Source organism: Pseudomonas sp. Sample_16 (assembly GCF_004307665.1).
Lineage (GTDB): Bacteria > Pseudomonadota > Gammaproteobacteria > Pseudomonadales > Pseudomonadaceae > Aquipseudomonas.
Genome location: NZ_RCOB01000020.1, coordinates 1 through 20,634, shown reverse-complemented (window position 1 = coordinate 20,634; position 20,634 = coordinate 1). Strand labels below are relative to the sequence as shown.

The 20,634-nt window shown below is 58.2% G+C and carries 18 protein-coding genes; 6 read left to right on the top strand and 12 right to left on the bottom strand.

The features are described from left to right. The first annotated feature begins 11 nt into the window (after positions 1-11). On the top strand, positions 12-425 hold the full coding sequence (locus tag D8U69_RS02335; protein WP_130906607.1) for a DUF3301 domain-containing protein: 414 nt from the start codon (positions 12-14) through the stop codon (positions 423-425). Positions 426-428: 3 nt separating this feature from the next. Here the strand turns inward: D8U69_RS02335 and D8U69_RS02330 are convergent, their stop codons facing one another. Next, positions 429-1,394, bottom strand: coding sequence for a CobW-like GTP-binding protein (locus tag D8U69_RS02330; RefSeq protein ID WP_130906606.1), 966 nt, complete (start codon positions 1,392-1,394; stop codon positions 429-431). Between the two features lie 26 nt (positions 1,395-1,420). Between D8U69_RS02330 and D8U69_RS02325 the strand changes: the two genes are divergently transcribed. Further along, a complete protein-coding gene (locus D8U69_RS02325) occupies positions 1,421-1,777 on the top strand; it encodes an NADH:ubiquinone oxidoreductase (protein ID WP_130906605.1) in 357 nt (118 codons plus the stop codon). A 71-nt stretch (positions 1,778-1,848) separates the two neighbouring features. Here the strand turns inward: D8U69_RS02325 and zigA are convergent, their stop codons facing one another. Continuing rightward, on the bottom strand, positions 1,849-3,054 hold the full coding sequence (zigA, locus tag D8U69_RS02320) for a zinc metallochaperone GTPase ZigA (protein WP_130906604.1): 1,206 nt from the start codon (positions 3,052-3,054) through the stop codon (positions 1,849-1,851). A 338-nt stretch (positions 3,055-3,392) separates the two neighbouring features. Here zigA and D8U69_RS02315 point away from each other — a divergent pair, with 338 nt between their 5' ends. After that, positions 3,393-4,286 carry a His/Gly/Thr/Pro-type tRNA ligase C-terminal domain-containing protein gene (locus D8U69_RS02315; RefSeq protein WP_130906603.1) on the top strand — a complete coding sequence of 298 codons (894 nt, stop codon included), beginning with the start codon at positions 3,393-3,395 and terminating at the stop codon, positions 4,284-4,286. A 46-nt stretch (positions 4,287-4,332) separates the two neighbouring features. Here D8U69_RS02315 and D8U69_RS02310 read toward each other — a convergent pair whose 3' ends face one another. After that, positions 4,333-4,854: a DUF3617 domain-containing protein gene (locus D8U69_RS02310; RefSeq protein ID WP_056854308.1), complete on the bottom strand. Its 522-nt coding sequence runs from the start codon at positions 4,852-4,854 to the stop codon at positions 4,333-4,335. Between the two features lie 132 nt (positions 4,855-4,986). Here D8U69_RS02310 and cls point away from each other — a divergent pair, with 132 nt between their 5' ends. Next, a complete protein-coding gene (cls, locus tag D8U69_RS02305) occupies positions 4,987-6,426 on the top strand; it encodes a cardiolipin synthase (RefSeq protein ID WP_130905470.1) in 1,440 nt (479 codons plus the stop codon). Here the strand turns inward: cls and cfaB are convergent. After that, complete coding sequence (gene cfaB / locus D8U69_RS02300; protein ID WP_130906602.1) at positions 6,423-7,610, bottom strand: C17 cyclopropane fatty acid synthase CfaB; 1,188 nt, start codon at positions 7,608-7,610, stop codon at positions 6,423-6,425. The genes cls and cfaB overlap by 4 nt on opposite strands. Positions 7,611-7,981: 371 nt before the next feature. Between cfaB and lpdA the strand changes: the two genes are divergently transcribed. Beyond that, positions 7,982-9,382 carry a dihydrolipoyl dehydrogenase gene (gene lpdA, locus D8U69_RS02295; RefSeq protein ID WP_130906601.1) on the top strand — a complete coding sequence of 467 codons (1,401 nt, stop codon included), beginning with the start codon at positions 7,982-7,984 and terminating at the stop codon, positions 9,380-9,382. Between the two features lie 46 nt (positions 9,383-9,428). On the opposite strand, the gene D8U69_RS02290 is transcribed toward lpdA, so the two are convergent. Next, positions 9,429-9,902 carry an Lrp/AsnC family transcriptional regulator gene (locus D8U69_RS02290; RefSeq protein ID WP_130906600.1) on the bottom strand — a complete coding sequence of 158 codons (474 nt, stop codon included), beginning with the start codon at positions 9,900-9,902 and terminating at the stop codon, positions 9,429-9,431. 144 nt (positions 9,903-10,046) lie between these two features. Between D8U69_RS02290 and D8U69_RS02285 the strand changes: the two genes are divergently transcribed. Continuing rightward, positions 10,047-10,673 carry a LysE family translocator gene (locus tag D8U69_RS02285; protein ID WP_056854303.1) on the top strand — a complete coding sequence of 209 codons (627 nt, stop codon included), beginning with the start codon at positions 10,047-10,049 and terminating at the stop codon, positions 10,671-10,673. 3 nt (positions 10,674-10,676) lie between these two features. On the opposite strand, the gene D8U69_RS02280 is transcribed toward D8U69_RS02285, so the two are convergent. From D8U69_RS02280 to D8U69_RS02250, 7 genes are all read right to left on the bottom strand, one after another. Beyond that, complete coding sequence (locus D8U69_RS02280; RefSeq protein WP_130906599.1) at positions 10,677-12,794, bottom strand: hypothetical protein; 2,118 nt, start codon at positions 12,792-12,794, stop codon at positions 10,677-10,679. Further along, positions 12,781-13,977, bottom strand: coding sequence for a DUF3142 domain-containing protein (locus tag D8U69_RS02275; protein WP_130906598.1), 1,197 nt, complete (start codon positions 13,975-13,977; stop codon positions 12,781-12,783). Before D8U69_RS02275 ends, D8U69_RS02280 begins: the two co-directional genes overlap by 14 nt. Before the next feature lie 50 nt (positions 13,978-14,027). Continuing rightward, positions 14,028-16,058, bottom strand: coding sequence for a pyridoxamine 5'-phosphate oxidase family protein (locus tag D8U69_RS02270; protein ID WP_130906597.1), 2,031 nt, complete (start codon positions 16,056-16,058; stop codon positions 14,028-14,030). A gap of 61 nt (positions 16,059-16,119) precedes the next feature. Then, positions 16,120-16,746, bottom strand: a complete 627-nt coding sequence (locus D8U69_RS02265) for a glutathione S-transferase (RefSeq protein WP_130905476.1) — start codon at positions 16,744-16,746, stop codon at positions 16,120-16,122. A 129-nt stretch (positions 16,747-16,875) separates the two neighbouring features. After that, on the bottom strand, positions 16,876-17,778 hold the full coding sequence (locus D8U69_RS02260) for a LysR family transcriptional regulator (protein ID WP_056854298.1): 903 nt from the start codon (positions 17,776-17,778) through the stop codon (positions 16,876-16,878). Between the two features lie 76 nt (positions 17,779-17,854). Continuing rightward, positions 17,855-19,687, bottom strand: coding sequence for a glutamine--fructose-6-phosphate transaminase (isomerizing) (glmS, locus tag D8U69_RS02255; protein WP_130906596.1), 1,833 nt, complete (start codon positions 19,685-19,687; stop codon positions 17,855-17,857). A gap of 1 nt (position 19,688) precedes the next feature. Further along, on the bottom strand, positions 19,689-20,465 hold the full coding sequence (locus D8U69_RS02250; RefSeq protein ID WP_056854272.1) for a DeoR family transcriptional regulator: 777 nt from the start codon (positions 20,463-20,465) through the stop codon (positions 19,689-19,691). Between the last annotated feature and the right edge of the window lie 169 nt (positions 20,466-20,634).

The following is a 20,634-nucleotide window of genomic DNA, read 5'->3' as shown; positions in this document are numbered from 1 at the left end:
GCGCCCTGTTGATGCTGACCCTTGGAAATATTTTCGTGCTGATGCTGCTCGCCACTGCTGGCGCCTGGCTTTGGCACAACCACGGCTTGCGCGAACGTGCGTTGGAGCGGGTCAAGCAGCATTGCAGCAACCTGGGGATCGAGCTGCTCGATGGCAACGTGGCGCTGAAAAAAATGGGCTTCATCAAGGATGCCGCTGGCCGGCGACGTCTGGCCCGTGTGTATAACTTTGAATTCACGGTCACCGGCGAAACGCGGCATAACGGCACCATCACTCAGTTCGGTGCCCACAGCGCGCAAATCGAACTGGCGCCGTACCCGATGCCGTTTGACGACACGCCCCCTGTGGTCGATGTGGTCAAGCCAAGCGCTCAGGTGATCGAGCTGAATCATTGGCGGCAGGAACACAACAAGTGGCGGTTGTGATCTTCAATGCCTCCGGCAGTTGGCCAGGCCTATTTGCAGCACTTCGAGGTCTTGCGGCGCACTGAAAATCAATTCAATCCGCGAATCCTTACGCCATTCACTCGGTTGCCACGCCACCACGGAATTATCCAGCGCGTTGGCCGATATCCAGCCTTTGTCACTGTGAATAACCAGCTTCGCACGCCGCCAGCAATGGCTTTCAAGCCAGCGCGCAACGAGAGCGGCCTCAAAGACCTGGCTCGGATGCCAGCGCCAGCCGATGCTCCAGCCACCCTCCTGTTCCTGGCTTAAACAGATCGGCAGAACCGGGTCGCTCCAGATCGCCGCGAGCTGCGCCAGACTTTTCGGCATCACAAAGTTATCCACACCCGCCACCGCTCGCGAAACCAGCCCGGGCAACTCACTCAAAGACAGCGCAGCTTGTTGCGTCCAATGCAGTTTACGCATCGGCAACGTGGCGGCAATTCGCTGCCGGTCCGCTTGCGCAAGTCCTTCAGACTTGTTCATCAGCAACAATCCCGCACTGTTCAGCGCCTCCTGTTGGGCCTCAGGCAGCGGCTTGCCCGCTACAAGCGCTTGCGCATCGAGTACCAGCACACAGGGTTGCAAACTCAACACGCCTCGCCATGGCGCCTCGCTCAACTGCTTGAGCAAATTCATCGGATGCCCCAAGCCGGAAGGCTCGATGAACAATCGATCCGGCCGCGCCTTGCGCAGCAGACGCCCGAGACCGACCTGAAATGGCGCACCGTTGACGCAACACAAACACCCCCCGGCCACTTCCCCCAGTGCGATACCATCGTCTTCCTGGGTGAGCAGTGCAGCGTCGATGCCAATCTGACCGAACTCGTTGATCAGCACTGCCCAGCGTTCATCCGCGGGACGTTGCGCCAGCAGGTTCTTGATCAGGCTGGTCTTGCCGGCCCCCAATGGCCCGGCGATGACATGGGTGGGAATGTTCTGCAACATGATCGAAGGTTTCTGAGGAGGTAAGGATGCGGTGGATTGGATTGGCGTTTCTGCTGACGCTTGCCAGTGGCGAAGCGCTGGCGCAGGCCTGCGTTGTCCATAGCCAGGCGGAACGACTCGACGTCAAAGTCTGCCAGCAGAACCGCAACATCCCGCAAAAACTGTTCGCCGACGGCTTCTGCCAACCGAACCTGGCCGGGCAGAAGGTCGACGTGCAATACGTCGACCAGTGCCCTGCAGGAGCGTTCGGCGTGTGCAGCAACGCTCAAGTCGCCAATATGCCTTACCGGCAGGATATTCACTATTACGGCGTGGCCACCGATGCGGCGTATTTGCAGCCGTACTGCGATGCGCAAAGCCAGGGCACCTGGCTGAAGCCTTGAGCGGCGTGCTGCTCCAGCGTTGTTAAGCGACAGCAGCAACCCACGACTTCTGAACGGGGTCAATGGAAAGCTCAGGCGGCCTCTTCATGCCAAGGGCCAAAGGGGTCCGGGAGCATTCGCCAGCCTTGGACTCCCAGCGCCATTTCAGCGTCTGTCAGCAAGCAATCGTCGAGCTCTGCAGTGAGTTGTTTGAAGTCGATGTTCTGACCGATGAAGACCAGTTCCTGGCGGCAATCTCCCGTGTCGCTGGTCCAGTTTTCCATAATGGCGGCTGTGCTTTCCTCGTCCTGCGGCCATTGGTTGTTCGGCACAAAGCGCCACCAGCGCCCGGCGAAACCATGGCGCACCAATCCTCCCGCCTGGGACCAGCTTCCGGCATCCATATGTTTGCTGGCCAGCCAGAAGTACCCCTTGGAACGCAGCAGTTTGCCATTGACCCATGGCTGGTCAATGAAACTGAAAAAGCGTTGCGGATGAAAGGGGCGACGTGCCCTATAAGCGCTGGAGGCAATGCCGTACTCTTCAGTTTCAGCAACATGTTCGCCGCGTAACTCACGCAACCAGCCAGGCGCTTGAGCGGCTTTGTCGAAGTCGAAGCGACCGGTATTGAGGATTTTGCCGAGCGGCACTTCGCCCATGACCATTGGAATGATCTCAGCCTGGGCGTTGAGCCGTTTCAGGATCGCCATCAGCTCATCCCGATCGCCACTGCTGATGAGGTCGATCTTGCTGATCAGGATCACATCAGCGAACTCCACCTGCTCGATCAGCAGGTCGGTGATCGCGCGTTCATCTTCTTCTCCCAGCGTTTCGCCTCGGGATGCGAGGCTTTGCGCGGCTTGGTAATCGATCAGGAAATTCATGCCATCGACCACGGTGACCATGGTATCGAGCCGCGCAATATCCGTGAGGCTTTGCCCGTTTTCGTCGCGGAACGTGAAGGTTTCCGCGACGGGTAGCGGCTCGGAAATGCCCGTGGATTCGATCAACAGGTAATCAAAGCGTCCCTCATTGGCAAGCTTGCCGACCTCCTCCAGCAAATCCTCACGCAAGGTGCAGCAGATGCAGCCATTGCTCATTTCAACGAGTTTTTCTTCGGCGCGATTAAGGCTGACATCGCGCTGCACCTCGCCGCCGTCAATGTTGATTTCACTCATGTCATTGACGATAACCGCAACCCGAAGGTTTTCTCTATTACGTAGTATGTAATTAAGAAGTGTACTTTTTCCGGCCCCTAAAAAGCCCGACAGGACCGTGACAGGTAAGCGATTTGCCATCAGTTGCTCCTCATAGAAAGCCCGGTCAACCCTCGGGGCTTGCCAAACATGAAAAATTCTTCACGAATAACGATCGCGATAATCATGTTATACCATAACATTGTGATGGTGTTTCGATAATGGGCTCGCTCATGAGGGGCTAACCCTGCCTGATTGGGTAAGGCGAAGCATCGTTGCGATACCTCATAGCCAATCCCGGCGTTGGGCAATTGAGCCTGCTTTCGGATGACCATCCGGACGAATCGAACCTCGACAAATGTCTACATGACAGCGGACGGGATTTGGTTCTATGGTTAAACCGCTAGCGCGTGTGATCGAAGTATTCGAGAACAATAATCATGATCCAGATCACCCTGCCCGATGGTTCATTGCGTGAGTACGACCAACCACTGACCGTGCATGAAATCGCCGCAAGTATTGGCCTGGGGCTGGCCAACGCGGCGGTGGCCGGACGCGTCAACGGCGTCTTGGTGGATTGCGAATTCCTGGTCGCAGCCAATGCCCGGGTCAGCATAGTCACGCCGCAGGAGCCGGACGGCCTGGAGATCCTGCGCCGGTCCTGCACGCTGATGCTGGCGATGGCCGTCAAACAACTTCATCCGCATGCGCAAATGCGCGTGGGCTCGGCACTGGGTGACGGATTCTTTTGCGAGTTTGCCGTCGAGCGAGCCCTCGCCGCGGCCGATTTGCCGCTCATCGAAGCGCGCATGCAATCGCTGGCAGCAACCAACCATTCAATCCGCCGCAAGGCGACATCGTCGTCGGAAAGTCTTTCCCTCTATCGCCTCGGTGAAACCGAGTACTGGACCACCGGCCCGCATGTCCCAACCACCAGGGTACTGCAGGCATTCGCCCTGGATCACGTCAGCGGCACCTTGCAACAACGGGTCTATGGAACGTGCTGGTCCAGTCATCAGGAGCTGCAGTATTGGCGCCTGCCAGCGCATGTGATGGTCGTCAGCATGGATGATCGCCAGGCCCACTACGCGCACACCGTTACCGAGACGTTACGTCGTGGCGGCGTTCGCGCCCTGTCGGACCTGCGTAACGAAAAGGTCCGCTACAAGATTCGCCAGCACCGTCAAACCGTGCCGTACCTGGTGGTCGTGGGGGAAAAGGAAAAGGCGGGTGGCTTTGTCAGTGTGCGCAGTAACAGCGGGGAGGATTTTGGCAGGATGAAGGTTGAAGCGGTGTGTGAATGGCTGAGCTCCACCGGCATGGCCGGTGGTTGAAGCTCCCAAGGGCGTGACCCGTGGGAGCCTGCACCCCGCGAATTTTTTATGCCCGAGGTTTAACTGTGCCGCAATCCTGCCCCAGCCATACGGCGCGGGTATCGAGGCTACCCTTTTGCTGAATGCCGGTGGCATTGAACGTGCCATTGACCTTGGTGGTGAACTCACGGTCGCTGAGGAACGTGGCGACACCCGCGCCCTGCGCTTTTGGACAGCTGAAACGGAATTTCCACTGATTGCCGGTGCGCTCGGTGATTTCCTGCTTGCAGCCTGATTGCGGATCGGTCAGCGGAATATTGTCGGTCTTGACCTGTTCCGGCGTCAGGCACGCGCGAATGCCTTTGCCCCCCATGGTGATGCCCTGTTTTTCCAGCTGTGCCCGTTGTTCAGGGGTCATCTGGCTTTGTATCTGACCGAGGATCAGTTGCAGATCCGGCAGGTTCTGGTCATCGACCTTCATGTTGCTCGAGGTCAATTCCCACAAACCCGGTTGCAGCATCTGCGCCTGAGCGGCCACAGGAAGTGCCAAACCCAGCGTGATGGCCAAACCCAGCAGACGAACGTTCATCGTGTAACTCCTGATCATTGGTGGCCGTTAGACGTCAGCCGCAAGCTTCGGTTCATGGGCCAATTAAATAGCGACATTCTGCCCGGAACATGGTCTGTTAAGCATTGAATCTTCAGGAGCAAGGCTGCCCCCATGGATTATTTCGGACCGCATATTTTTGGCTACACCATCGCCCTGCTGCACTCCCTGGGCACGATTGCAGCAATTCATGCCGTGTTGACCGTTCGAACCGCTCAGGGATCGATTGCCTGGGCGCTGTCACTGGTCTTCATGCCTTACCTGACACTCATCCCCTATCTGGTGTTCGGTCGCAGCACCTTCGATGGTTACATCAAGGCCCGACGTCAGGCCAACGAAGAAATGCGCAAGGCAATTTCTGAGCTCAACTGGCGGCCGTGGGTTGAAGAGGCGCTAACCGCTCGTGCTTCCACCGCTTACGCGTCGTTAAGGGCCATGCCCAAGCTCGGGCGCATGCCGTGCCTGGCCAACAACGACGTACGACTGTTGATCAATGGCCGGGCAACGTTCGATGCGATTTTCGATGCCATCAGCCAAGCCCGGGAAGCGGTGCTGATCCAGTTTTTCATCATTCACGACGACCGTCTCGGCCAGCGCCTGCATAAACTGTTGTTGGAAAAAGCAGCTGAAGGCGTGGCGATCTATCTGCTCTATGATCGAATCGGCAGCCACTCTTTGCCACACAGCTATGTTCAGTCACTGCGTGACGCCGGTGTCGAGGTCAAAGCCTTCGCCACTCGCAGCGGCTGGTTGAATCGATTCCAGGTCAACTTCCGCAACCACCGCAAGATCGTGGTAGTCGACGGCGTTATCGGCTTCGTCGGGGGGCACAACGTGGGCGACGAGTACATGGGGGAGAAACCACCCTTGGCGCCCTGGCGCGATACTCATGTACAGGTGCGTGGACCGGTAGTGGCCTGCATGCAGGAATCCTTCGCCGAAGACTGGTTCTGGGCAGCCCGTTCGTTGCCGCCGCTGATCCTGCCGGAGGTGTACCCGGACGACGGCGTACTGTGTCAAATGCTCGCCAGCGGCCCGGCGGATCCCTACGAGACCTGTTCGTTATTCTTCGTCGAGGCCATCCACGCGGCGACAGAACGCGTGTGGATCACCAGTCCCTACTTCATACCCGACGAAGCCGTCTTCGCCGCCCTGCGGCTGGCGGTATTACGTGGTGTCGATGTGCGAATTCTGTTGCCGTCGCGGCCTGACCACCGAATCGTCTACGCCGCCTCCAGCCTCTATGCCTTTGAAGCCGTGCGCGCCGGCGTACGGGTTTTCCGCTATGAGCCGGGTTTCCTGCATCAGAAAGTGGTGTTGATCGACAGTGAGATCAGCGCCATTGGCAGCGCCAACATGGATAACCGCTCGTTCCGGTTGAATTTCGAAGTGATGTTGCTGACGGTCGACAGCACATTTGCCGGCGAAGTGGAGCAGATGCTCAACGATGACTTTGCCCAAGCCCACGAAATCGCCAAAGAGGAGGGCCGGGAGACTCGCCACCTGCAACAGGTCGGTATGCGGGTCGCCCGGCTTATTTCACCGATACTTTAAGGATTGTAGATATCGTCCCGCGTCCATGGCAGTTCATGACTGCCATCGGCATGCGCCTTCACCGCGAGAATCTGGTGCAGATTGATCCAGCCGCGAGCGAAGGCATAGGCGCACCCGGCCAGGTATAGACGCCAAATGCGTAACGCCTGTTCAGGCACCAGTTTGGCGGCGGCTTCAAGGTTGTCTTCCAGGCGTTCGCTCCAGTGATCCAGCGTGCGCGCGTAATGCAGGCGCAGACTCTCGACATCGACGATCTCCAGACCCGCTTCACTGATCTCGGCAGAGATCATTGCCAGGTGCGGCAACTCGCCGTTGGGAAATACGTATTTTTCGATGAATTCGCCAGCCCCCCGTCCTACCGGGCGCCCGTCGGTGTGTTTGGCGGTGATCCCGTGGTTCATCACCAGACCACCCTCCTTCACTGCGCCGAACAGGGTTTTGCAGTACTCGGCAAGATTCGCGTGCCCCACGTGTTCGAACATGCCAACGCTGACGACTTTATCGAATCGGCCGTCCTGCGGCAGGTCGCGGTAGTCGAGCAGTTGCAGTTCGACCAAATCCTCCAGGCCTTCAGCCTTGACCCGCTCCCTGGCCAGCGCGAGTTGTTCCTTGCTGAGCGTGATGCCGAACACCTTCGCGCCGAATTCACGGGCCGCATAACGTGCCAAACCACCCCAACCGCAGCCGACATCCAGAAGATACTCGCCAGGTTGCAGTCGCAACTTGCGGCATAGATGACGGAATTTTGCTTGTTGAGCCTGCTCCAGCGATTCACTGCCGGTCTCGAAGTACGCGCAGGAATACGCCATGTCGCTGTCGAGCCACAGCTGATAAAAAGCATTGGAGAGGTCGTAATGGTAGGAGATCGCCTTGGCGTCAGTTTCCTTGTCGTGGACGGTACGCACAGGCTGGCTGCCATCGTCCTCATCCAGCAACGCCTGACTCCATTCATCGCAGACGCGGATAACGTCGCTGATGGCGCCTTCCAGCTCCAGTTTGCCTTCGACAAATGCCGCGCCAAGCGCATCCAGGCTGGGATGGGTGAACTGGGTAACCATTTGTGGGTCCTTGACCACAATCGTGACGCTGGGCGTCGGCCCCAGATTGAACTCATGGCCATCCCAGAGTCGCAGGCGTAGCGGTAACTGCAGATTCTGTAAGGCCGGTGGAAGTTGCGCGAGCATGGAGATTCCCCCCTTGTTTCAGACGTCTGATCAGAGGGTAGACCATCTTGGAAAAATAGCAGGCTATTCAATTAATCGCCGTTTTCCATGATTCGCGCCGTAATGACTCATAAGGAGCGAATGCACAAAATGCCGTGCCCTCACTTAAATGACTACGGCCACGACGGACAGTTCTAACAATTGTTACCCGTACTGCGCTACTGGATGAAAATGTTCTCAGCCCAGCATTTGTTCCACGTGGAACCACACTGAATTTTGCGCAGCGAAGGCAAAGCCTTGACCGGAATGCGTCGGACGCACATATTACGCTCGTAATTTTACTCAAAGGCTACGGTTACCCCTCCGATCCCTTTCAATCCAGGAGAAGATCCATGAGCACTTACGACGTCGTGATACTCGGCGGTGGCCCCGGCGGTTACAACGCAGCGATTCGCGCGGGTCAACTCGGTTTGAAAGCGGCTTGCGTGGAAGGGCGCGCCACCCTTGGTGGCACCTGCCTGAATGTTGGCTGCATGCCGTCCAAGGCATTACTGCATGCCTCCGAACTCTACGACGCAGCCATGGGCGCAGAATTCGCCAATCTCGGCATTGAGGTCAAACCGAGCCTCAATCTCGCGCAGATGATGAAGCAGAAAGATGAAAGCGTGACTGGGCTGACCAAAGGCATCGAATTTCTCTTTCGCAAAAACAAGGTCGACTGGATCAAAGGTTGGGGCCGAATCGACGGGCCGGGCAAAGTCAGCGTCACGGATGCTGCTGGCGGCACGACCGAACTGAGCGCCAAGGACATCATCATCGCCACGGGCTCCGAGCCGACTCCCCTGCCCGGTGTCGAGATCGATAACAAACGCATCCTCGACTCCACGGGTGCCCTGTCGCTGACGGAAGTACCGAAACACCTGGTGGTCATCGGCGCCGGCGTGATTGGCCTGGAGCTTGGCTCGGTATGGCGGCGTCTGGGCGCGAAGGTGACAGTGGTGGAGTTCCTCGATCGAATCTGCCCTGGCGTGGATGGTGAAACAGGTAAAACCTTGCAACGCTCCTTGAGCAAACAGGGGATCAGCTTCAAATTGAGTTCGAAGGTGACGAGCGCGACGACATCTGCCACGGGTGTGCAGCTCAGCGTCGAACCGGCCGCTGGTGGTACCGCCGAAGTGCTCGACGCTGATTATGTGTTGGTGGCCATCGGACGCCGACCTTATACACAGGGCCTGGGCCTGGAGAACGTTGGCTTGGCCACGGACAAGCGCGGCATGCTCGCCAACAAGGGTCACCGCACCGAAGTCGCTGGCATTTGGGTCATTGGTGACGTGACATCAGGTCCGATGCTCGCGCACAAGGCTGAAGACGAAGCCATGGCGTGTGTCGAGCAGATCGTTGGCAAGGCCGGTGAGGTTAATTACGAGCTGATCCCCAACGTGATCTACACCAAACCGGAACTGGCCAGCGTTGGCAAAACCGAGGAACAACTGAAGGCCGAGGGTCGTGCCTATAAGGTTGGCAAGTTTCCCTTCACCGCCAACAGCCGGGCGAAAATCAATCACGAGACCGAGGGCTTTGCCAAAGTGCTGGCCGATGAGCGCACCGACGAGATCCTCGGCGTGCATCTGGTAGGCCCGAGCGTCAGTGAAATGATTGGCGAATATTGCGTGGCCATGGAGTTCAGCGCGTCAGCCGAAGACATAGCCCTGACCTGCCATCCGCATCCGACCCGTTCTGAAGCCTTGCGACAGGCCGCGATGAATGTGGAGGGAATGGCAACCCAGATGTAACAACATCAAAAGCTCGCAGCCTGCGGCAGGCGGCGAGCTATTCACTTCAGCCAGGCAAATGCGTCAACGGAAGCGGGCCCGGTGCTTTCACCGTATGGATCGCAAAGTTACTGCGGATATCGCTCACACCCGGCAACTTCAACAGGCATCCGGTGAGAAAGCGGTCGTACGCGCGCAGATCCGGCACCACCACTTGCAACAGAAAATCCGATTCCCCTGACACCAGAAACGCCGAGATCACCTCAGGCAAAGCCGTGACCGCCAGGCGAAACGACTCGGCCTGTTCGTCGTTGTGACGCTCGACCTTCACGCCAACAAACACCGTCAACCCAAGACCGACTTCATCGCGATCGAGGTTGGCCTGATAACCGCGAATCACCCCGGCTTCTTCGAGCATGCGTACCCGTCGCAAACAGGGTGACGCCGACAGGCCGATCTCTTCGGCCAATTGCACGTTGGTCAAGCGACCATCGCGCTGCAGTGCAGCGAGAATCTTGCGATCGTAGGCATCCAGTTTCATGTTTGGCAGATTCCGATGGTCATGTGTTCTGTTCATGGCAGATTATGCCAACAAAGCCCAATCTTGAAGCAAACTACGCAAGCACCTGCCCTGCCCTTGCGCCCTACACTGGCCCTACCAAATCGACAACAAATGGGGTGTGACATGGCGGGACTCTGGCTGTTTTTCATGGCACTGGCCGTGGTGTACCTGTTGCCTGGTCCTGACATGATCCTGCTGCTGCAGACCGGTGCTCGTCAGGGAAAAGGAGCGGCACTCGCCACAGCGGTGGGACTCGCCGTAGCCCGCGGCTGTCACGTTGTACTGGCGGCGCTGGGGCTGGCGGCATTGTTCAAAGCGGCGCCCTGGACATTCGACGTGGTGCGACTGGCGGGTGCCGCGTATCTGCTGTGGATCGGCATTCAATGCCTGCGAACGACGATGCTGCCGGCCTTGCACAGCCATCAACCGATACAGAAAGCCCGCTGGCGCGAAGCGATCCGTCGCGGTCTGTTGACCAACCTGCTCAACCCCAAGGCGCTGCTGTTTTGTTCCGTGTTACTGCCGCAATTCATCAACCCACAGGCCGGGCCGGTGCTCGCGCAATTTGCAGTGTTGGGTGGTGTGCTGGTCGGCGTCGGTTTGCTCTTCGACAGCACCTATGCCCTGATCGGTACAGCGCTCGGCCGCTGGTTGCAACGCAGCCCTTCGGCCCAGCGCTTGCAGCAATGGTTATTCGGTAGCCTGTTGATCGGTTTCGCCGTACGGCTGACCTTTGTGCAACAGGCTTGAACCTTACTGCGCTTTACGGCGGCGGCGATTGATCAGCAACAGTGCCGCTGCCGTGACCGCAACAACGCTACCTACCTGCAAAGGCGTCTTATATGGACGCAATGCAGAGCGAGCGGCATCGGTAACCTGGGTGACATAGCGTTTATCGGCGTTCTCGAAATCGGGATACGGGCATTGGTTGCCAAAGTCCGCCGCCCATTCCACAAAAGGCCCGTCTTTGACATAGCGTTGGTAGAGCGCACTTTGATCTGCAAGGCTGCTGTTCCAACCGGCCGCTTCACAGAGCACAGCAGCAAATGCCTGACTGGTATGCGGCAGATTATCCGCAGCGCGATTGGCCAATTGTGTGGCGACAAAGCGGTAGTGATAACGCTGATCAGGCTGGGCAGCGCTGGCCTGCTGACGCTTCACTTCGTCTTCAGCCACCAGCGGCCCGACTTTCAGCTCTGTGCTTTCAAGGCTGTAGTTGCCGGCGAAGGTGGCGAAATCCGGGGCCATTTCGTAACCGAGAATATCCATCCCCCACTCACGTGCAGTCCACGCAGCGTTGAACAGAGCGGCGGCGCGGCGGGTCGGCCACCAAGCGGCATCGGCCGCCAGGCGTTTCTCGCCATACAGCCTGGCCTTGTGGCGCAACCCGTCGTTATCGAAATAGGCGGGCGCATCTTCATAATGCCCTTCGCGTAACAACCGACGGCCCAGCAAATTGCGCAGGCTCGCTGCCACTGGCAAGGGCACATAGTTGTCGCGGTCATGCTGGCTGAGCGGGGGTGGCGCTGGAACCTGGGTGTCGACGTAATGCTTGAGTTCGTCGAGCGTCAGCACACGTTCGGCCACCGTCGCCGCGTCAAACCAGTAGATACTTTGGCTGCGATAAAGCTGGTCGAACGCTTGCAGATAATCCCCGCGTTGCAGGGCCAGAATCGCGCTTTCGCCATCAACCCGACATTTGGGTTGCAGCGTTTCATAATCGAAGTCCGGCGTTCGCCGATCGCCCCAGGATTCATTCTGAGGAAAGGCCTGCGCCGCCTTGGCATACGCCGCGGCCGCAGCAGTTTTATCGCCATCACGCAGCGCCAGCTTGGCGCGTAACCACCACGCCAGCCCACCGTCACCTGCGTGTTCAACGAATGCCTTGGCGCTGGCGAAATCGCCCTGTTGATAATTCACCGCCGCCAGCCGATCCGCATTAGCGAGGCTGCCCCGCGTGCTGTTTTGCAGCAATTTAATCAGCTTCAATTCGTTTGCCGGTTGTTCACCGAACGACCAGCCCAGTCGACTGATCAACGATGCCGTTACCAGTTGCTGTACCGGTTTGCCCTTGAGTCGTTCGGCCAACTGCTCTTCGGGCATGGCCGCCAAGTCAGCCACCAACAGCTTGAGTGAGGTGTAGCCCACCGCCGAACCGTGCAGGTTCTGCGTGGCATAGAGTTCGATGGCCGTGTTCCAGTCGCCGGCGGTGCGGGCTACGCGGGCCTCTTCGCCGAGACTGGCCACACCCAGTTCCAGCGGATCACTGAAGCCGTCGATACTCAGTTGCCGTGTTTGCTCAAATGCCTTGCGAGCTTGCGCCAGCAAATCAGGAGTCGCACCGGCCTCGGCACTCATGACGAATCGCGCCCGGCCCAGCGAGTACGCTGCCCAGGTACTGCGCAAAGCGCGTTGATCCGCGGGCAGCGCCAGCACTTTTTCGAAGTATTCGGCTGCCAGCCCATGGTCACCCACGTTGAACGCCACCGCACCGGCCAGATAAAAACGGATTTCGTCGGGCAAGTTCGCGCCCTGTACTTCAACCTGCGAGGCATTGGTCAGGCTACGCAGCTGCTTGACCAATGCCTGCTGCGCCGGCGTCAAACCCGCCTGTTCAGCCTGGTTGCGTTGCTCTGAGTAGTCTGGCCCATCCATGCTGTAAGTGGTTGCGCTGACGTTATTCAAACCGGCAATCCGGTGCCCAAGTCGGCTGATCTCGAAGTTGAAGTTGCCCTCCGGCAGCTCCGCCAACGATTGACCACGGTTATCCAGCAGGCGCATCGGGAATTCCGGCCCGCATGCCAACGCCGAACCCATTGGCAGGCTTAGGCTCAGGCAGAGCAGATGACGCGGCCAGTTACGGGTGAACATTCGAAGCTCCTTGATCAATTTTGCTGCAGCGAGCCCAACCAACGGCGCGTTGTCCGCCGGCTGCAATCCGCCCCTCACGCAAGCGGGTGAAGGTAAGCAGATCCGGGCCTTGTTGCAACGCATAACCGGCGAGTGCATCGGCGCCATCACAGCCTTGCACTGCGACAGTGATGCGTTCGGGCCAGGCGCTGTCGAGGTTGCCCTGATTGATCAGGCTCACGTCATACAGGCCCTGGTGCTCCGTGAAACTCAGCGTAAGCCGATTATGGAGCGCATCTCCCCGCGACACGGCGCGCAAAGTAGTCAGGCTCCACGCCCGCCGGTCGTTGGCCAGTGGCAGGCGAAACCAGATCAATCCGGCCAGATGATTCGGAGGGTCGTTTCGCAATTGTGCAGCGAGTTGACTCAATTGTTGGGGATCGGCCAGCAACTCCTGACGCTTGCCGTCACGTTCGATTCGAGTTTCGCTTTCCACGACCGGCGCACCGCCGTCATTCGGCAACAACGCCACACCGTATGCCGGCAGCGCCAGATAGAAAGGTTTTTTGGTTATTCGGCTCCAGGCGTTCGTCCATTGCCGGGCTTGGTCGGGGTCGAACAAACCACGGCGAGGATCGCTCACCGCGTGAACCTGCAACACACTGCTGTCGACCGCGGCTAACAATGCGGGCAGCTCCGCACTACCAAGCCACGCCGGCAACGCAGTGATGCTCAGTGGCATTGAGACTGGCAGTACCGTGCGCAAATGCAGGAGAAACTCTCGATAGGCCGAAATCCGCGCATTGCCGGCGTCGTGATCGATCTCCAGACCTGCGACAGTCAATCCTTGTGTCTGCCAGTCGCTGAGCACCTGCTGAATCTGCAGCGTGACTTCGTTCTGATCCAGCGACTTGAGCTGGCCATCGAGGCGAATCACTGCGATCAGCGGCCGACCATCGTGCTTGAGCAGCTCAGGGTCAATCAGCGCCCGATGCCATCGGGCCTGGGGAAATGCCTGCAATGCCAGCACACGCAGGGTGGAAAAATCTGCGCGACTGTCGCGCAGCGCTGCTTCATGGGAGGGGGTCCATTGTCGCTGCCAGATGTACAGCTGCTGATCGAGCGGGGGCGCCTCCCGCTGATCGCAGCCATTGAGCAGTGTCAGTGCAGTCAGCAGCGACACCAGCCGAACGAAAAAAACCATAAAGCTCCTGTGAGTTGAACCCGCTCCTTCGTAGAAGCCTTTGTCAGCAACTACAAATCAAGTACCAAAGGCTGCGCGCCCTGAGCCGGAATTGCACAGCAAATCAACACCTCGCCCTCCTCCGGTATCTCCGCTGGTGGTTGTGGATAATGCACCTGGCCGCTGATCAAACGGGTTTTACAGGTGCCGCAAGAGCCACCACGGCAACTGAATTCGGGCTGCAAACCACGACTTTCTGCCAGCTCCAGCAAGCTGCCGCCCTCGGGTTGCCAACGCGCCTCTTTGGCGGAACGCTCGAACACCACCGGCACCGACGTGGTGGCGGCCGGTGGTTGCTCGATTACTATTGCATCCGGATCGGGCTGGCGGCGCAACGTCGAAGGGCCAAAGGTTTCGGCGTGAATCCGCACATCGCGGACGTCCAGCTCACGCAGGCCGTCATACATCGCCTGGGTAAAACTGCCGGGACCACACAAGACGAAATCCAGCTGATCGTAGTCTTCAACTTCAAGCAATTCCGTGAGCCGTGCGACATCGATACGCCCGATCGAATCGAAGTCTTCACCTTCCAGAGCGTTCGGCTCCGGTTGACTGAGCAAACGTATCACCTTGACCGCATCACCGGCGTGCTCGAGCAAGCGATCCACTTCCGCACGAAATGGTTGATCCGCCAAGGTACGCGAACTCTGCAAAAACAAGGTCGGACGAATCCCACGGGTGCGCAAGCCTTGGTAGACCACTTCACGCAACATCGACAGCAGCGGCGTAATGCCCACTCCGGCAGCCAACAGTACCAGTGGCCGACGCTCATTGGCGGCCACAGTGAAATGGCCTTGGGGTGCTCGGGCTTCAAGCAGATCACCGACGCGAATGTGTTCATGCAGGTGTGAAGACACCCGTCCATCACGCTTCACGCTGATACGGAAAAAATCATCCGATGGCGCACTCGACAGACTGTAAGTGCGGATATGCACCTCACCATCAATGTTGAACCGCAACGGTAAGTGCTGGCCGGCCTGAAACAACGGCAGCCCTGCTCCGTCTGCGGGCTCCATGTAAATCGAGCGAATGTTCTGGCTTTCCGCTTCGATTCGTACGACACGCAATGGCCGCCATTGATCACCTAAAGCCTTGGCTTGCAGGCGAGCTTTGGCTTGCTCCCAAGTACCTGTTAGCAGACTGGTGGGTGAAACGCCGTCGAAACGCCAACGCAATGCAAGAGCAGCAGGTCTGCGAACAACATGTTCCACGTGGAACGTCCACAAACGTTCGGCACCTTGAAAGGCCTCTACCTGTGGTCCTTCCAGGATAATTTCGGTGCGCCCGCTGAGTTGCAGCAGGTCACCCGAATTGAAATCAATGAATAACAAACCGGCCTTTGGATTGACCCGCAAGTTGCCCAAAGTGTTGAAAAAAAGGTTGCCCGCAAAGTCTGGAATGGTCAGGCAATTCCCTTCGATGTGAACGAAACCTGCCTGTCCGCCACGGTGTGAAACATCCACCGAGCGAACGCCATCGACGTCCACATAGCTGGCGACAAAAAAGGTATCAGCCTCGGCGATCACAGCTCTGGCTGCTGCGTCCAGTTCATTGAGGTACTGCGCGGGACGCGTTGATGCATCCGCCAGCGGCACCGAGCGAAACTGCCGCAACTGTATGTACTGCGGGCAATTGCCATACGACTGATCAACCGTCACCGTAAAACCGTTCGACGTCATTGCGCCGATATGACCGTTGATGCGGTTACGCCGCCGGGTGTGCAATTCAATACCCAGCAGGCCGATTGCCGCGCCATCGCTCAATTGCGCCGGGTCGTCCGCTGCTGGCACGCTGCTGAACTGCAACAGTTGCGGCTCAGGTGAATGAGCAAAACCAGCTTCACCTTCAAGCACACTGGCCCACGGATTGCCGTTTGCATCCACCGCACCGTACAACATGAACGGCAATTGCTCGTAGAACGTGCGGTGCTGGTCCGGCATGTAATCGCGAATAACCCTGCGACCTACTGCCTCCATGCGCTCGCCAACTCCGATATGCGCCTGTAACTCTCTTTCGCCAGCATGCCACGGTGAACGGTCCATCACGGCTTCTCCCCTGCGCCAATGGCACAGCGTGAAGGGCCCGATCATCGGGCCACAAACGTCAGGCTGTTTTTTGCAGACCGGCAACCGTGCGCGGCATGCCGACAAAACCAGGCAAGGCTTCGACCCGTGCCAACCATGCGCGGATGTTGGCGTACTCGTCCAGCGACACATTGCCTTCCGGTGCGTGGGCAACGTAGCTGTAGGCCGCTACGTCGGCGATGGTAGGTTCGTTACCGACGAGAAATTCAGTGTTGGCCAATTCCTTATCGATGACCTTGAGCACGCTGTGGGCATAAGGAATCACCTCGTCAGGGTTGTAAGGCGCACCAAACACCGTGATCAAACGCGCCCTGGCCGGACCAAAGGCGATAGGGCCGGCAGCGGCCGACAACCAGCGCTGGACTTTGGCAGCGCCGACCGGATCGGTGGGCAACCAACGACCATTGCCATATTTTTGCGCCAGGTACACCAGGATCGCGTTGGAATCCGCCAACACCACACCTTGATCATCAAGCACCGGAATCTGGCCAAAAGCATTGAGCGCCAGGAACTCGGGCTTTTTGTGTTCGCCTTTGGCGAGGTCGACCAAAATCAACTCGGTCGGCAGTTGCAGCAGGGACAGCATCAGCTGCACACGATGGGCGTGGCCGGAACGGGGAAAATTGTAGAGTTTGATGGCTTGCATGATCGACTCCGCGCTTGAGTGGTGTTGTTCAGGGAGATCAGCACCTTGGGGGGCCATCTTCCATCAGTCACCAAAACAACAGAATAACCAACAAACGCAATCCATTATTTCATCCAGCGAAATAACGTATCAGACCTGCAGGGCTGGATGTTCCCTCAACGCCTTGACAGTAAAGTCGACAAAACTGCGAACCCGCGCCGCAGCCTTGCGTCCGCCCTGGTACACCACATGGATAGGCAAGGGAGGCATCTCGAAATTCGCCAGGACAATTTCCAGCTCCCCTGCCGCGACTTTGCGTGCCACTTGATAAGACAAGACCCGGGTGTAACCCAAGCCAAGGCAAGCCGCGGTGATCGCCGCCTGATTCGCCGTAACGACCAACCGGGGATCGGTGCGCACACTGATGGGCTCGCCCCCTTCCAGAAACGGCCAACTGCGTAACTGGCCCGTCGCAGACGTCGCGATAACCGGTCCTCGAGCCAAATCCTGCGGGTGAGTCGGATGTCCATTAGCCGCCAGGAATGCCGGTGATACGCAAACCACCCGCCGCACCTCACCCACGCGAATGGCGTGCTGATTGCTATCCGGCAGCTCACCGATGCGCACAGCCACATCGATGCCCTCCTCCACCACATTCACCACACGGTCAACCAACAGCGCATTGATCGTGACGTCCGGGAATTGTGTAAGAAAATCCACCATCAATGGAGTGACAAACAATTCACCAAACAACACCGGCGCCGTGATTGTCAGTTGCCCACGCGGCTGAGCATGACTGCCTGCCGCTGAATCCTCGGCCTCCTGCACTTCAGCAAGAATTCTGCGACAGTCTTCAAGATAACGCTGGCCGGCCTCACTCAGGTGCACACTGCGCGTAGTGCGTGTGAGCAACGGCGTGCCAATGCGTTTCTCCAGCGCCGCCACCGCCCGGGTGACACTGGCCGCCGACAACCCCAACCGCCGCGCTGCCGCCGAAAAACCCTGGTCCTGGGCGACCGCGGCGAAGACCTGCATTTCCTGAAAGCGGTCCATGGAGTGTCCTCGATTCAGATAAAAAAATCGCAACCCTTGGGCTGCGATTTTGGAGGTTGAATCAGCTGTGGATAACTTATTCCACAGTCACCGATTTTGCCAGGTTACGCGGCTGGTCGACGTCCGTACCTTTGAGTACCGCGACGTAATACGACAGCAGTTGCAGCGGGATGGTGTAGAGAATCGGCGACAGGATGTCGTGGATGTGCGGCATCTGCACAACATGAGTGCCTTCGCCGTTGGTCATGCCAGCCTTCTCGTCGGCGAAAACGATCAATTCACCACCGCGGGCGCGAACTTCCTGGAGGTTGGATTTCAGCTTTTCCAGCAATTCGTTGTTGGGTGCGACGGTCACCACCGGCATGTCGTTATCCACAAGCGCCAGCGGGCCGTGTTTCAGCTCGCCGGCCGGATAGGCTTCGGCGTGGATATAGGAGATTTCCTTGAGCTTGAGTGCTCCTTCCATCGCCACCGGGAATTGCGCGCCGCGGCCGAGGAACAGCGTGTGGTTTTTCTCGGCGAACAGTTCGGCGATTTTTTCTACGGTGCTGTCCATTGCCAGCGCCTCACCGAGGCGAGTCGGCAAGCGACGCAGCTCTTCGACCAGGGTGGCTTCAACGCCTGCGGCCAACGTGCCGCGCACCTGGCCCAACGACAGGGTCAACAACAGCAGGCCCACCAATTGCGTGGTGAAGGCTTTGGTCGACGCCACACCAATTTCGCGTCCAGCCTGGGTCAGCAGCGTCAGGTCGGATTCACGCACCAACGAGCTGATGCCGACGTTGCAGATCGCCAGGCTGGCAAGAAAACCCAGCTCTTTGGCGTTGCGCAGCGCTGCCAGGGTGTCGGCGGTTTCGCCAGACTGAGAGATCGTCACGAACAGCGAGTCTGGCTGCACCACGACTTTGCGATAGCGGAATTCACTGGCGACTTCGACCTGGCACGGAATGCCGGCCAACTCTTCAAGCCAGTAACGGGCGACCATGCCGGCGTGATAACTGGTGCCACAGGCGACAATTTGCACATTGCGTACTTTGGCGAACAACTCAGCGGCTTGCGGGCCGAAAGCCTGCACCAGTACCTGATTCTGACTCAAACGCCCTTCGAGAGTGCGCTGCACCACGGACGGTTGTTCGTGGATTTCCTTAAGCATGTAGTGACGGAACTCGCCTTTGTCGGCAGCTTCAGCGCCGTCGCTGTATTGCACGGTCTGACGCTCTACCGCTTGGCCGTTCACGTCCCAGATCTGCACGCTGTCGCGACGAATCTCGGCGATATCGCCCTCTTCCAGATACATGAAACGATCGGTGACCTGACGCAGGGCCAATTGGTCAGACGCCAGGAAGTTTTCTCCCAGGCCCAGGCCAATCACCAGCGGGCTGCCGCTGCGCGCGGCAACCAGACGGTCCGGCTGCTGGGCTGAGATCACCGCCAGGCCATAAGCGCCATGCAGCTCCTTGACGGTCGCCTTGAGGGCCACGGTCAGGTCGCGCAGCTCCTTGAGTTTGTGGCTCAGCAGGTGGGCGATCACTTCGGTATCGGTGTCGGAAGTGAATACGTAACCCAAGGCTGTAAGTTGTTCGCGCAGCGCCTCGTGGTTTTCGATAATGCCGTTGTGCACAACAGCCAGATCACCGGAAAAGTGCGGGTGAGCGTTGCGTTCGCACGGCGCGCCATGGGTGGCCCAACGGGTGTGAGCGATACCCAGACGACCCACCAGAGCTTCTTCGGCCAGTGCCTGCTCCAATTCGCTGACTTTGCCCGGGCGGCGCATGCGCTCGAGTTTTTCGTCATTGGTATAGACCGCTACACCGGCACTGTCGTATCCACGGTATTCCAGGCGCTTGAGGCCTTCGACCAGGATCGCGGTGATGTTACGTTCTGCGACTGCGCCAACAATTCCACACATGTTATTTCTCCTGACTGACTGCCGCGCAAATCAAATTGATGCCGCGGGCCTGAATCTGAACGCGTGCCTCCACCGGCAGACGATCATCGGTAATAAGGGTATGGACGCTGCTCCAGGGCAGTTCCAGGTTGGGAATCTTGCGGCCGATCTTGTCGGCTTCCACCATCACGACCACTTCGCGGGCGACTTCAGCCATCACCCGGCTCAGCCCCAACAATTCGTTGAAAGTGGTTGTACCGCGAACCAGATCGATGCCATCGGCACCGATGAACAATTGATCAAAGTCGTAAGAGCGTAGTACTTGCTCGGCAACCTGCCCCTGAAAGGACTCGGAATGCGGATCCCAGGTACCACCGGTCATCAGCAACACCGGCTCGTGTTCCAGTTCGCTCAGTGCGTTGGCGACATGCAGGGAATTGGTCATGACCACCAGGCCCGGTTGTTGACCGAGTTCCGGAATCATCGCCGCCGTCGTACTGCCGCTGTCGATGATGATGCGCGCATGTTCGCGGATTCGCGTCACTGCCGCGCGGGCGATGGCTTGTTTGTATTTGGAGACAGGCTGGCCCATATCGGCCACCAATTCCTGGGGCATGGTGATTGCACCGCCGTAACGACGCAGCAACAGGCCGTTGCTTTCGAGTGCAGCCAAGTCCTTGCGAATCGTAACTTCAGAAGTCTCAAAGCGCTTGGCTAACTCATCCACGCTGACTTCGCCCTGTTCATTGAGCAAAGCAAGGATGTTATGACGGCGTTGAGGAGTGTTGCGCTTCGACATGGCTAGATAAGTTTCGATTCGAAAGATAACGGAAGCAATCAAAACCTATCGATGAGACTTCGTCAAGCGCGGCGCGATAAAAAGATCTGTGGATAAAAAGCTTCGCGGGCAAGCCTCGCTCCTTGTATGTTGACCCTGAGTCCAAAGAGAGAGGTTACGCTCAAGGACT

Coding starts and splice junctions, on each gene's coding strand:
- D8U69_RS02315 (WP_130906603.1), top strand. CDS start 3,393: ATGATCCAGATCACCCTGCCCGATGGTTCATTGCGTGAGTACGACCAA.
- D8U69_RS02290 (WP_130906600.1), bottom strand. CDS start 9,902: ATGAAACTGGATGCCTACGATCGCAAGATTCTCGCTGCACTGCAGCGC.
- D8U69_RS02325 (WP_130906605.1), top strand. CDS start 1,421: ATGCGGTGGATTGGATTGGCGTTTCTGCTGACGCTTGCCAGTGGCGAA.
- D8U69_RS02310 (WP_056854308.1), bottom strand. CDS start 4,854: ATGAACGTTCGTCTGCTGGGTTTGGCCATCACGCTGGGTTTGGCACTT.
- D8U69_RS02260 (WP_056854298.1), bottom strand. CDS start 17,778: ATGGACCGCTTTCAGGAAATGCAGGTCTTCGCCGCGGTCGCCCAGGAC.
- cls (WP_130905470.1), top strand. CDS start 4,987: ATGGATTATTTCGGACCGCATATTTTTGGCTACACCATCGCCCTGCTG.
- lpdA (WP_130906601.1), top strand. CDS start 7,982: ATGAGCACTTACGACGTCGTGATACTCGGCGGTGGCCCCGGCGGTTAC.
- D8U69_RS02335 (WP_130906607.1), top strand. CDS start 12: ATGCTGACCCTTGGAAATATTTTCGTGCTGATGCTGCTCGCCACTGCT.
- D8U69_RS02330 (WP_130906606.1), bottom strand. CDS start 1,394: ATGTTGCAGAACATTCCCACCCATGTCATCGCCGGGCCATTGGGGGCC.
- D8U69_RS02285 (WP_056854303.1), top strand. CDS start 10,047: ATGGCGGGACTCTGGCTGTTTTTCATGGCACTGGCCGTGGTGTACCTG.
- cfaB (WP_130906602.1), bottom strand. CDS start 7,610: ATGCTCGCGCAACTTCCACCGGCCTTACAGAATCTGCAGTTACCGCTA.
- zigA (WP_130906604.1), bottom strand. CDS start 3,054: ATGGCAAATCGCTTACCTGTCACGGTCCTGTCGGGCTTTTTAGGGGCC.
- glmS (WP_130906596.1), bottom strand. CDS start 19,687: ATGTGTGGAATTGTTGGCGCAGTCGCAGAACGTAACATCACCGCGATC.
- D8U69_RS02265 (WP_130905476.1), bottom strand. CDS start 16,746: ATGCAAGCCATCAAACTCTACAATTTTCCCCGTTCCGGCCACGCCCAT.
- D8U69_RS02250 (WP_056854272.1), bottom strand. CDS start 20,465: ATGTCGAAGCGCAACACTCCTCAACGCCGTCATAACATCCTTGCTTTG.
- D8U69_RS02275 (WP_130906598.1), bottom strand. CDS start 13,977: ATGGTTTTTTTCGTTCGGCTGGTGTCGCTGCTGACTGCACTGACACTG.
- D8U69_RS02270 (WP_130906597.1), bottom strand. CDS start 16,058: ATGGACCGTTCACCGTGGCATGCTGGCGAAAGAGAGTTACAGGCGCAT.
- D8U69_RS02280 (WP_130906599.1), bottom strand. CDS start 12,794: ATGTTCACCCGTAACTGGCCGCGTCATCTGCTCTGCCTGAGCCTAAGC.